The 12,459-nt window shown below is 44.5% G+C and carries 11 protein-coding genes; 7 read left to right on the top strand and 4 right to left on the bottom strand.

Annotated elements, in window-relative coordinates; translation table 11 throughout:
- Nucleotides 1–2: 2 nt before the first annotated feature.
- From hemX to hemC, 3 genes are read right to left on the bottom strand one after another with little or no spacing between them, the layout of a single operon-like run.
- On the bottom strand, nucleotides 3–1,199 hold the full coding sequence (gene hemX, locus ACE1SE_RS17545) for a uroporphyrinogen-III C-methyltransferase (RefSeq protein ID WP_374051963.1): 1,197 nt from the start codon (nucleotides 1,197–1,199) through the stop codon (nucleotides 3–5).
- Between the two features lie 20 nt (nucleotides 1,200–1,219).
- Nucleotides 1,220–1,960, bottom strand: a complete 741-nt coding sequence (gene hemD / locus ACE1SE_RS17540; protein WP_374051962.1) for a uroporphyrinogen-III synthase — start codon at nucleotides 1,958–1,960, stop codon at nucleotides 1,220–1,222.
- Nucleotides 1,957–2,898 carry a hydroxymethylbilane synthase gene (gene hemC / locus ACE1SE_RS17535; RefSeq protein WP_374051961.1) on the bottom strand — a complete coding sequence of 314 codons (942 nt, stop codon included), beginning with the start codon at nucleotides 2,896–2,898 and terminating at the stop codon, nucleotides 1,957–1,959. Before hemC ends, hemD begins: the two co-directional genes overlap by 4 nt.
- Nucleotides 2,899–3,627: 729 nt before the next feature.
- Between hemC and ACE1SE_RS17530 the strand changes: the two genes are divergently transcribed.
- Entirely contained in the window at nucleotides 3,628–6,246 is a 2,619-nt protein-coding gene (locus ACE1SE_RS17530) for a class I adenylate cyclase (protein WP_374051960.1), read from the top strand.
- A gap of 112 nt (nucleotides 6,247–6,358) precedes the next feature.
- Here the strand turns inward: ACE1SE_RS17530 and cyaY are convergent, their stop codons facing one another.
- The gene (cyaY, locus tag ACE1SE_RS17525; protein WP_374051959.1) at nucleotides 6,359–6,679 is read right to left on the bottom strand and encodes an iron donor protein CyaY; all 321 of its coding nucleotides are present in this window, start codon (nucleotides 6,677–6,679) and stop codon (nucleotides 6,359–6,361) included.
- A 78-nt stretch (nucleotides 6,680–6,757) separates the two neighbouring features.
- Between cyaY and lptM the strand changes: the two genes are divergently transcribed.
- Genes lptM through uvrD form a run of 6 tightly spaced genes read left to right on the top strand, consistent with a single transcriptional unit; the run spans nucleotide 6,758 to nucleotide 12,409 of the window.
- Nucleotides 6,758–6,955 carry an LPS translocon maturation chaperone LptM gene (gene lptM / locus ACE1SE_RS17520; RefSeq protein WP_374051958.1) on the top strand — a complete coding sequence of 66 codons (198 nt, stop codon included), beginning with the start codon at nucleotides 6,758–6,760 and terminating at the stop codon, nucleotides 6,953–6,955.
- Between the two features lie 37 nt (nucleotides 6,956–6,992).
- The gene (gene dapF / locus ACE1SE_RS17515) at nucleotides 6,993–7,817 is read left to right on the top strand and encodes a diaminopimelate epimerase (protein ID WP_374051957.1); all 825 of its coding nucleotides are present in this window, start codon (nucleotides 6,993–6,995) and stop codon (nucleotides 7,815–7,817) included.
- A 48-nt stretch (nucleotides 7,818–7,865) separates the two neighbouring features.
- The gene (locus ACE1SE_RS17510) at nucleotides 7,866–8,570 is read left to right on the top strand and encodes a DUF484 domain-containing protein (protein WP_374051956.1); all 705 of its coding nucleotides are present in this window, start codon (nucleotides 7,866–7,868) and stop codon (nucleotides 8,568–8,570) included.
- A complete protein-coding gene (xerC, locus tag ACE1SE_RS17505; RefSeq protein WP_374051955.1) occupies nucleotides 8,567–9,481 on the top strand; it encodes a tyrosine recombinase XerC in 915 nt (304 codons plus the stop codon). Before ACE1SE_RS17510 ends, xerC begins: the two co-directional genes overlap by 4 nt.
- The gene (yigB, locus tag ACE1SE_RS17500; RefSeq protein WP_374051954.1) at nucleotides 9,481–10,197 is read left to right on the top strand and encodes a 5-amino-6-(5-phospho-D-ribitylamino)uracil phosphatase YigB; all 717 of its coding nucleotides are present in this window, start codon (nucleotides 9,481–9,483) and stop codon (nucleotides 10,195–10,197) included. Before xerC ends, yigB begins: the two co-directional genes overlap by 1 nt.
- A gap of 46 nt (nucleotides 10,198–10,243) precedes the next feature.
- Nucleotides 10,244–12,409: a DNA helicase II gene (uvrD, locus tag ACE1SE_RS17495; RefSeq protein ID WP_374051953.1), complete on the top strand. Its 2,166-nt coding sequence runs from the start codon at nucleotides 10,244–10,246 to the stop codon at nucleotides 12,407–12,409.
- Nucleotides 12,410–12,459: the final 50 nt, after the last annotated feature.

The following is a 12,459-nucleotide window of genomic DNA, read 5'->3' as shown; positions in this document are numbered from 1 at the left end:
GTTCAGTCCTCCTTAACGGGGGTTTTTGCCTGATCGATGGTTTCTGTCGTCGACCGTGGTTGTGCCTCAGGCTGAATTTCAGGTTGGGAATCTGTTTGGGATTGCTTGGCGTGCGGTAAGTTATAGATACGCTTACGAACCAGCTCTGCCAATATTGGCTGGCTGTTTAGTTGTTCAGGAACATCAATGGATAACGGTCTCTTTTGCAGTGAAGCAACACTTGTTAAAAAGCTCTCTGCTTCCGGGTAAGAGGTATCAAAATAGGCATTTACCCAAGATTGAACATCTTCCAATGCGTCCTGATAAATTTTAACCTGATGACGAGGAACCGCCTGCGCAGCAATCAGTAATTTGGAACGAATGTTCTCGCGCAGGTAAACACCTTGGTTAGGTGCCAGCAGCGGCTCTTTGCTGTTATCTCGCGGAGTAATGGTAACGAAGTTATCCATAAAGCGGTGCCAGCTATTGCTCAGGTTCTGGTGCCAATCAGAGAGGGAAGCCGTAATCCCATGATCGTTTGCCTTCTCCGATGTGGCTTGTTCCACTTTATTGGCAAGGTGTAAGTTATCGACTTGGTTTGATAGCTGATTCAGCATCAAGATAATACCGTCTAAATCAATCTGTTTGATTTTGGTCAGGGAGTCGATATCTGCCATAATCGCTTTACGGGCATAGAACAGGCTGGGATCATCCATTTCGGCCAGATTCTGGTCGGCATCTTTCAGTAAGGCGAGGGCAGTAGTAATATCCTGTTCGCTCCATACTTTTCGGCCCGCCATCTTAACGAGGGAGCTTGCCTGCGCCAGTCGCCAGTTTTCGATGTCAGTATTTGAAAATGCTGAAACACGGTTTTGAAGCTCTGCCATGCTACCATCCAGCCGCTGGCTTTGTGAGTTGGTTTGTTGTAAGGAATCCTCCAGCTCTTGGAGTTTGGCGCCAAAGTTTTGCTTATCGGCAGACTGCTGCTGTGTCAGAGAAGCCATCTCTTGTTGAAGAACGAGATTTTCGGCTTTTAATGCTGCATTTTGCTGTTGACCATGATAATAAATATAAAGACCACCAACGCCTATTGCCAAAGAAATGGCAATTGAGAGCGTATTACCCACCCATCCATAACTCTTGGGTTTATGGGGAGTCGTTGCAGGCTGCTGAGGGCGTTTTGTCTCAACCGCATCGGTAGATTGTTTTTGTTCCGTCATAGTGGACATCCCATATTAATTTATTCCAGTGCCTGGATTAAGGCGTCATTATCTGCACTCTTGGCTACTTTTATTGTTTGCCAGCCCAAAGTTCGGGCGATATCAGCAAGACGTTTGCTGACGACAATCAGCTTGCAATTCAGTAACCATGCTTTTCCATTGTTATCAGTTACTAAGTTATATAATAGTTGCAGCATTTCGCCACTTGTAACAACGATGGTTTTTATCCCACATTGCTGCCATTGACGACTGAAATCGGCTATATCGTATTTGACTGGCTGGCGTGAATAACATTCACAGTAATCTACTACACCTCCACGGAGTCTTAATGTGGAAGCAATCACCTCACGGCCGCCATTGCCTCGTAGCAATAAAATCTTTTTATTGCCCATTGTCTGTAAAGTGGGGAGTTGTAGTAGATCTTCACTGGTTTCACCCTGCTTAGAGTAGGCGATTTCCAATCCAGTTAATTGATGAAACATCAGGGAAGTTGATTTGCCGATCCCATAATAAGATAACTGTTCAGGCCATGACTGGCCTGCTTGAATAAGTTGTTCATTGGCATAATGAACGGCATTTTTTGATAATAGAAAAACCCGATCTCCCGCAGATAGCCATTGCAGTTTTTGTGACAGGAATGGCAAATCTGCCCCCGGATGAATTTCGATGAGGGGGGCGCTGAAGGCTGATTTTCCAATAGACCGCAGTCGCTTGACCAATTCCTCTCCTGCGGGGACAGGGCGGGTGATCAAAATACTCACTTCGGTAGGTTCCTCTGGTATACGCTCGCCAGGATCTGGCGTGCGCCTTTTTCCAATAACTCTTCCGCCAATGTGATACCCGCTTGACGGGCTTCTTTTGGTGATACCCTTCTTTCACCGCGTACGATCACTGTGCCATCAAGAGAACCCACTAGCGCGCGTAGCCAAATGTTCTCTCCCTGCCAGATGGCATAACTGCCAATGGGTACCTGACAGCCTCCTTCAAGGCGGGTGTTCATTGCTCTTTCAGCAAGAACACAAGCTTCTGTTTTTGCATGGTTTAAGGGTGACAACAGTTCACGGGTTTGATGATCATCGAGCCGACACTCAATGCCTACCGCCCCTTGACCGACGGCTGGCAGCAACAATTCAGGCTCTAATGGCATACGAATGCGTTCTTCCAGCCCCAGCCGTTTCAGGCCCGCTGTTGCAAGAATAATGGCATCATAATCGCCATTATCGAGCTTGTTCAGACGGGTACCGACATTACCGCGTAAATCACGAATGACAAGATCAGGACGTAGCTGACGGATTTGGCATTGGCGGCGTAAACTGGACGTACCCACAACACTGCCAGTCGGTAGGTCATCGAGCGAGGCGTATTTTACTGAAACGAAAGCATCCCGTGGATCATCCCGTTCGCAGATTGTGACCAATCCCAAACCATCAGGAAATTCGACAGGAACATCTTTCATGGAGTGGACGGCAATATCAGCTCGCTTTTCGAGTAGAGCTAATTCCAGTTCCTTTACAAACAGTCCTTTGCCGCCCACTTTTGCCAATGGCGTATCGAGGATAATATCGCCGCGTGTCACCATTGGAACCAGCTCTACTTGCAATTCTGGATGAAAGTGTTTCAGTTGCTTTTGAACATATTGCGCTTGCCACATAGCTAATGGGCTTTGACGGGTAGCGATGCGAATGGTTTTCATTGTCATGGATGAATCTATTAGGTAAATATGTTGGGTAATTGTATTAACTGATGGTTTCTATATTCTTCATCTTTCAATTTTGTTGCTTTATTGACCGATTCATTAACGGCTACGCAATTTGAATTAATGGAAAATAATCGTTTTTAGCCACCAGTTAGTCACCAATTAGTGAGAAAATAGTGCCAGTTTTAACATCTCAATGATTTTTTTTCCAGTGACGAAAAAACCAGGAAAAAGCAAAATAGTATATGGATATACAGTTTATGAAATAAAAATAATTTTAAATATTAAAATAATATTTTATTCAAATGGATAAAATAAACAAAGAGATTGATTTAAAAGAAAATTGAAATTTGTGCTTATCTTAATGATAAAAAGTAGTGAAAATATTTAACAATAAGAAAAATATTATTCAGTTAAATATTGATGAACTTACAATACCTTACAACCGCGATATGAAAAATAATCAACGATAATAGTTATGCTAAAAAAGCATATTATAGTGTCTGTTTTGTGATTAACTTAATATTTTACAAAGAGTTAATCATATTTAGCCTATTGCAGGCGAAGAGAAAAGATGGTATTGCGTACTTTACGCTTTGATTGCAAGATGTTAAATTGATCACGTTTCCGACAATAAGTTTGTAAAAATAATTTTAAATAATCTTGTAATACCACGCGTTATCGGAAACAGGGGACTACTTTAGGCACTGGAACTGATATCAGGCGAAACTCTTGTATCTCTATATTGAAACGCTGAAACAGCGACTGGATGCAATTAACCAACTTAGATTAGAACGCGCCACTAGCTTAATGAGTGACGCTTTCAAGCAAGTTTATAGTTTAATTCCAGTATTATTACATTATCATCATCCAATGATGCCAGGTTATATCAAAAGCGATGTTCCTCATGGTGTTTGCTTTTTTATGCCTGATGAAGCACAGCAGTTTTGGATTAATGATCTGGACTGCCTGCTTACCGGTATCTTGCCAGATGTATCGTCACATGCATCTAATGGTGAATTACCGATAACGGGAATTTACTCCATGGGCAGTACCTCTTCTATCGGGCAAAGTTGTTCTTCTGATTTGGATATTTGGGTTTGCCATCAATCCTGGTTGGATAGTGACGAAAAAGCTTTATTGGAGCAAAAATGTACCTTGATAGAACAGTGGGCGGCTTCACTGGGTACTGAGGTTACTTTTTTTCTGATTGATGAAAACCGTTTTCGGCATAATGCCTCTGGTAGTTTGAACGGTGAAGATTGCGGTTCTACCCAACATATCCTTCTGCTTGATGAATTTTATCGCACAGCGGTTTGTATGGCTGGCAAACGCTTATTATGGGCAATGGTTCCGGTGGAAGAGGAAGTTCATTATGATGAGTACGTCCTTTCTCTCTATGCCCAAGGTGTGTTGACGCCAAATGAATGGTTGGATTTGGGCGGCTTGGGTGAATTATCCGCAGAAGAATATTTTGGGGCGAGTCTCTGGCAGCTTTATAAGAGTGTGGATTCTCCTTATAAGGCTGTATTGAAAAGCCTGCTGTTGGAAGCTTATTCATGGGAATATCCCAATGGAAAACTTCTGGCGATGGAAATGAAGCAATATTTTCATGATGGGGCAATTGTTTCTTTTGGTCTCGATGCCTATAGCATGATGCTGGAGCGTGTAACCCGCTATCTGATTGCCACGAACGACCTTGCGCGCCTTGATTTGGCGCGTCGTTGTTTTTATCTGAAGGTATGCGAGAAACTATTGGCAGGCCAGAATGACAAAGGCTGTACAGGATGGCGTCGTCAGATTATGTCCCAGTTGGTGCACGAATGGGGTTGGGATGACAGTAAACTGGCCATGTTGGATAAGCGTAATGCATGGAAAATTGAGCAGGTACGTGATGCCCATAATGAATTGCTTGATACCATGATGCAGAGTTATCGCAATTTAATCCGCTTTGCCCGTCGCAATAATTTAAGTGTGAGTGCCAGCCCGCAAGATATTGGTGTATTGACCCGTAAATTGTATGCGGCTTTTGAAGCATTGCCAGGTAAAGTGACTTTGGTGAATCCTCAGATATCACCGGATCTGTCGGAAAAGGATCTGACCTTTATTTATGTTCCTCCGGGACGAGTAAACCGCAGTGGCTGGTATCTTTACAACCATGCCCCCACGATTGAATCGATCATTGGTCATCAACCATTGGAATACAATCGTTATCTGAATAAATTAGTTTCCTGGACCTATTTCAATGGCCTGTTGACGAAAGAAACTCGACTCCATATTCATCACGGAGGATCTCAGTGTGACAGGCAAAAATTAGGTAATTTGGTGGATGACATTGCCGCTCATTTCCCAATCCGTTTACCTGCCCCCACCCCAAAAGCACTATACAGCCCTTGTGAAATCCGCCATTTGGCGATTGTTGTCAATTTAGAGCAAGATCCAACGGCTGCATTTTCTGAGCAAGTCGTCCATTTTGACTTAAGGAACCTGAATGTTTTTAGTTTTGGCGAGTTGCAGCAATGTTTGGTAGGTAGTATTGATTTGCTTTACCGCAATTCATGGAATGAAGTGAGAACTTTGCATTTCAGTGGTGAACAATCGGTATTGGAAGCATTGAAGACCATATTGGGCAAAATGCATCGAGATGCCGCCCCGCCATCTGATGTTGAAGTATTCTGTTATAGCAAACATTTGCGTGGATTGATCCGCACCCGTATTCAGCAATTAGTTTCGGAGTGTATAGAGTTACGCCTGTCCAGCAACCGACAAGATCCAAACCGTTTTAAGGCATTACGGATTGCAGGGCAAACATGGGGATTATTCTTCGAACGGTTAAACGTTTCGGTGCAAAAATTGGAAAATGCAGTGGAATTCTATGGTGCGATTTCCAACACCAAATTGCATGGCCTGCCAGTCAAAATTGATACTAAAGAAAAACACTTACCGTCGGTAATAGACGGTTTTGCCTGCGAAGGAATTGTTCAGTTTTTTTTCGAGGATATTGAAAATAAACAAGGATTCAATATTTATATTCTTGATGAATCCAATCGGGTGGAAATTTATTCCCATTGTGAAGGCAGTAAAGAAGAATTAGTGCGAGATATCAGCCGATTTTATTCATCATCACATGATCGTTTCACTTATGGCTCTAGTTTTATCAATTTCAACTTGCCGCAGTTCTATCAAATCGTTAAGAAAGGTGAGCGTACCCATGTCACTCCATTTATAGAGGGAGTGTACCCAGTGGATGATATAGAAGCGAATGATACAAGACTCCCCATTGACGAATGCCTTGATAAAACATGTGGGGCACATGCACACGATCCTTATCGTTCGCTGTATCACTATTGATATTATCCGTTAATAAAAGCGCCTGTATTATCAGGCGCTTTTATTAGATATCTTTCGTTGACTAATATGTTTTTATTGGGTTTTGATGAAATTAGGGTTTAATGAAATATAGTCACGAAAATTGGAATGGCTCACCGCTTTGCTCAGTAATGGCTTGTGCCAGCATGGAGATAAAATCATTACCACTGCGGTCACAAATCCACTGGCTATCCCGATAATCGAAATGGTAACCGCCATTTTTGGTTGCCAGCCATATCTGATGGAAAGGCTCTTGACGGTTAATAATGATTTTGCTGCCGTTTTCAAAACTCAGCGTCATCACACCGCCGTTTGTTTCATAGTCGATATCCGCATCACCATCGTAATTATCCAGTTGCTCTTCAAGATGAAGCATCAATTGATCAGCCAATTGATGAAATTCGCTATCGTTCATGTTTATTTCCTATTTGCTTTTCAGGGCCTAGCTGCGATTATAGAGAGTATTGGCGCATGAATCACAGGCATTAATATAATGAAAAAACAACTTCGTTGGTCACTGGCTATCATAACATTACTTTCTCTGGCGGGTTGTGGCTTGAAAGGGCCCCTTTATTTTCCTCCTGCGGAAACATCTGCAACACAAGTACCTATGCACAAAATGGATAAGGTACAGTCAGAAAAATGGTTAGAAAACCGCTTATTAAAAGACAATGTATCGATGAATGCATGATAGTGATTTGGTAATGTGATTTCTTCTGGAGTCGTATATGCAGTTCTCCAAAATGCATGGCCTTGGTAATGATTTTATGGTCGTTGATGCAGTGACCCAAAATGTTTATTTTTCTCCAGAGTTAATTTGCCGTCTGGCTAACCGGAATACTGGGGTGGGCTTTGATCAACTTTTGGTTGTTGAAGCGCCCTATGATCCTGACTTAGACTTTCACTACCGCATTTTTAATGCTGATGGCAGTGAAGTTTCTCAGTGTGGTAATGGGGCACGTTGCTTTGCCCGTTTTGTCCGTCTCAAAGGGTTGACCAATAAACGTGATATCAAAGTCAGCACGCAAGCGGGACGAATGATATTAAGCATCACAAATGATGACCAAGTTTGTGTCAACATGGGAGAGCCGAACTTTGAGCCGCAGCATATTCCTTTTCGTGCCAATAAGGCTGAGAAAACCTATATTATCCGTGCAATCGAACGTACGGTACTTTGTGGCGTTGTATCGATGGGAAATCCTCATTGTGTCATACAGGTTGAGGATGTGAACACTGCCGAAGTAGAAATATTGGGGCCCGTGTTGGAAAGCCATGAACGTTTTCCTGAACGAGCCAATATTGGTTTCATGCAGGTAATAAATCGGGGCCATATTCGCTTGCGTGTCTATGAGCGTGGCGCGGGTGAAACCCAGGCATGTGGCAGTGGTGCATGTGCCGCAGTAGCTATCGGCATCCAGCAGGATCTGCTAGATAATCAGGTTCGGGTTGATCTTCCGGGTGGAACATTGCAAATTTACTGGGATGGGCAGGGCAAGCCACTTTTTATGACTGGGCCTGCAACCCATGTTTATGATGGTACGATTCATTTGTGATTGATTCTGTGTTTGTTGAGTCTCTCTTGAAATATGGGGCATTGGAAAATGGGTGAAAAAGACGATCTATTACACAGCGGAAACAGGCTGGATGATCAAGCAGTTGTAGATTATTTGTTGAATAATCCAGATTTTTTTATCCGTAATGCCAATATAGTCGATAAGATAAGAGTTCCTCATCCAGTGCGGGAATGTGTCTCTTTAATGGAATGGCATATGAACCGCCAGAGGAAACGTATCTGTTATTTGGAAGACGATCTTAACCATTTGATAGAGCAGGCGAAACAGAACGAAGTGCTGTTCAGCAGCCTATTGCAATTACTGTCAGACCTCTCTGGTACCAGGAGTTTGCAGGACTTTCTTTCCTGCTTAAGTTCATGGTCAAAAACACTGGGATTGAGTAACAGTTATATTCGGTTGTTCAGTGATAAATGGCATCTTGGCGCACCATTGAATGTGCCGGAGCTGGCGATTTCCCGTCATGCCTTTGAATCCGTCCGCATAAAGCGATTTGGGGAAAAAAATCATTATCTTGGTCGATTGCATGGCCCGGAGATTTTATTGTTGATGCCACAGGCACGCCATGTTGGTTCAGTGGCGATTTCCCTTTTAGGATCACGGGGGGATTTGGGCATGGTCATCTTCAATAGCCATGATAAACAGCACTATCACGAAGACATGGGAACTGACATTCTCGACCATTTGGCGAAGCTGTTGCCAGGCTTGTTGTCCCGTTGGGTCGAACGCGCATGACTCAGCCGATAGATTTACTGTTAGCGCCCGTGGAAGGTTTTTTGCACTATTTGCGGGTTGAAAGACGTTTAAGTCCTGTTACGATCACTAACTATCGACGCCATTTGACAGTCTTGGCGGAAATGTCACTGGAAATGGGAATACGTGAGTGGCAGGAGTTAGATCCGGCTAAAGTCAGAATGTTTGCCTCCCGTAGTCGGCGGGCAGGATTGCAGTCTGCCAGCATTGCGTTGCGTTTTTCTTCTTTGCGTAGTTTTCTTAACTGGATGGTAATGCAAAATAAGCTGGCAGCCAATCCCGCTAAAACAGTCAGTACTCCCCGTAAAAAACGCCACTTACCTAAAAACATGGATGTGGATGAAGTTAACCAACTGCTCAATATTAATTTGAACGATCCGCTTTCAGTGCGTGACAGAACTATGCTGGAAGTGATGTACGGAGCGGGGTTGCGTTTGTCTGAACTGGTAGGACTGGATTGTCGCCATTTAGACTTGGGAAGTGGGGAAGTTTGGGTACATGGCAAAGGTAGCAAAGAGCGCAAAGTGCCGTTTGGTCGTATGGCGCAGGAGTGGCTCCAGCATTGGCTGGAAATGCGGGAATTGCTTGAACCGGAAGATGATGCAGTTTTCATTTCCACCAAGAGCGGAAAACGTATTTCTGCTCGTAACGTACAGAAACGATTTGAACAGTGGGGAATTCGGCAAGGTGTTAGCAGTCATATTAACCCTCATAAATTGCGTCACTCTTTTGCCACACATATTCTGGAATCCAGCGGTGACCTGCGTGCAGTGCAGGAATTACTGGGTCACGCGAACCTGTCAACCACCCAGATCTATACCCATTTAGACTTTCAGCATTTGACCAAAGTTTATGATGTGGCTCACCCCAGAGCCAAACGAGGAAAATCATAATGCGTTTTTATCGGCCTATCGCGCCGTTTGCTGCGATGACATTCGATCTGGATGATACGCTTTACGATAACCATCCTGTAATCGACAAAACCGAAAAAGAAGTGTTGTGTTTTATCAGGCAGTACGATGCCAAATTCGGTCACTTTGGGCATGAAGATCTGTATATATATCGTCAGGCGGTTCTTGAACAGGAACCCGATATTTATCATGATGTAACTTCATGGCGCCGGCAATCCGCAGAACTCATGTTTACCCATCAGGGCTTCAATGATGAAGAAATCGTACGCGGTATGAGTGAAATTATGTCTTGTTTTATGTACTGGCGTAACCAAATCACTGTTCCAGAATCTACCCATAAGACTTTGTCCACACTGGCGGAAAAGATGCCGTTAGTGGCGATTACTAATGGGAACGCTGAGCCTGCTGCATGTGGACTTGCTCCTTATTTTGAATTTGTCTTGAAAGCGGGCATAGATGGGCGTTCCAAACCCTATCCTGATATGTATCAGCTCGCGGCAGAGCGGCTTAACCTGCCTATAAATCAGATCCTGCATGTGGGGGATAATCTGAATACAGATGTAGAAGGGGCACTTTGCAGTGGTATGCAAGCCTGTTGGATTAACATCGAAAATAAAAACCTGATGCAGGAGTCTGAGGGGCGTCTGGTACCACATATTGAGATTTCTGATTTGGCTTCTTTGGTAGCACTGATATAATTTCAAATTGAAATCTATATAAGAATATTAACAACTGACGGTAATTATGGACGTTTCTTATCTGCTCGAAAGCCTCAATGATAAACAACGTGAAGCGGTCGCAGCTCCCCGTAGTAATATGTTGGTACTGGCTGGTGCTGGCAGTGGTAAAACGCGCGTACTGGTTCATCGGATTGCCTGGTTACTGTCAGTTGAAAATGCCTCGCCGTTTTCCATCATGGCGGTCACGTTTACGAATAAAGCAGCTGCTGAGATGCGGCACCGAATAGAAAACCTGATTGGCACCAGTCAGGGCGGAATGTGGATCGGCACATTTCATAGCCTTGCTCACCGCTTGTTGCGCGCCCATCACCTTGATGCAAATTTGCCACAGGATTTCCAGATCCTTGATAGCGAAGATCAACACCGCCTCATCAAACGCATCATTAAAGCGATGAATCTGGATGACAAACAGTGGCCAGCCCGTCAGGGGATGTGGTACATCAATGGCAAAAAAGATGAAGGCTTGCGTCCACAGCACATTGAAAGCTATGGCAATCCGGTAGAGGCAACCTGGCTAAAAATCTACCAGGCTTATCAGGAAGCGTGTGACCGTGCAGGGCTGGTGGATTTTGCAGAATTGTTGTTACGCGCTCATGAACTTTGGCTGAACAAGCCACAAATCCTGCAACATTATCGTGAACGCTTCACCAATATTCTGGTGGATGAATTTCAGGATACTAACAGTATTCAGTATGCCTGGATTCGTCTTCTGGCTGGTGATAGCGGCAAGGTCATGATTGTCGGGGACGATGACCAGTCCATTTATGGCTGGCGTGGTGCGCAGGTAGAAAATATTCAGCGTTTTCTCAAGGATTTTCAGGGAGCGGAAACGCTCCGTCTGGAACAGAATTACCGTTCAACCAGCAATATCCTTAAAGCTGCCAATGCCCTGATTGCCCATAACAGTGATCGTTTGGGCAAGAATTTGTGGACAGAAGGGAGTGAGGGAGAACTAATTTCACTTTATTGCGCTTTCAATGAATTGGATGAGTCCCGTTATGTTGTCGGTCGTATCAAGCATTGGTTGGATAATGGCGGAGCACTGAAAGAGTGTGCGATCCTGTATCGAAGCAACGCCCAATCCCGCGTTTTAGAAGAAGCCTTGTTACAGGCTTCCATGCCTTACCGAATTTATGGTGGTCAGCGTTTCTTCGAACGTCAGGAAATCAAAGATGCCTTGTCCTACTTGCGTCTGGTAACAAATCGTCACGATGATGCCGCTTTTGAACGCGTGGTGAATACACCAACACGTGGCATTGGCGACAGAACACTTGATGTTGTACGTCAGGTTGCGCGGGATCAGCAAAAAACCTTATGGGAAAGTAGCCTGATATTGATACAGGAAAAAGTGTTGGCTGGCCGTGCGGCATCTGCGTTGCAACGCTTCATCGAATTGATTGATGCGCTGGAAACAGAAACGCAGGAAATGCCATTACATGTGCAGACCGATCGCATTATCCGTGATTCTGGCCTATGGGCGATGTATCAACAGGAGAAAGGCGAAAAGGCGCAAGCGCGTATCGAAAACCTGGAAGAATTGGTCACGGCAACCCGTCAATTCAGCTATCAGGACGAAGATGAAAACCTGCTGCCATTGCAAGCCTTCCTTTCCCATGCTGCCCTTGAATCGGGAGAAGGTCAGGCAGATGCCTATCAGGATGCAGTGCAACTGATGACTCTACACTCAGCGAAAGGTTTGGAATTCTCGCAAGTTTTCATTGTGGGTATGGAAGAGGGCATGTTTCCGAGTCAGATGTCCATTGACGAAGGCGGTCGGCTGGAAGAAGAGCGTCGTTTGGCCTATGTAGGCGTTACCAGAGCGATGGAAAAACTGACGCTGACTTATGCGGAAAGCCGTCGTTTATATGGTAAGGAAGTGCATCACCGTCCATCTCGTTTTATTGGCGAATTACCGACAGAATGCGTGGCAGAAGTTCGCTTGCGGGCAACGGTATCCCGTCCGGTCAGCCACAAACGGCTGGGCACGCCTATCAGTACTAATGATAGTGGTTATGCTCTTGGACAGCGTGTGCGCCATCCTAAATTTGGTGAAGGGACGATTATCAATATAGAAGGCAGTGGGGAACATTGCCGCTTGCAAATCGCGTTTCAGGGTGAAGGTATTAAGTGGCTGGTGGCCGCTTATGCCAGACTTGAAACAGGCCAATAATCCGGTTGAATGTTGACAGGCTTTTTCTTCTAAGCGTAACATTCGCGCCT

Origin of the sequence: Xenorhabdus taiwanensis (genome assembly GCF_036512875.1) — a bacterium.
Lineage (GTDB): Bacteria > Pseudomonadota > Gammaproteobacteria > Enterobacterales > Enterobacteriaceae > Xenorhabdus > Xenorhabdus taiwanensis.
This window is presented reverse-complemented; position numbering and strand designations above follow the sequence as displayed.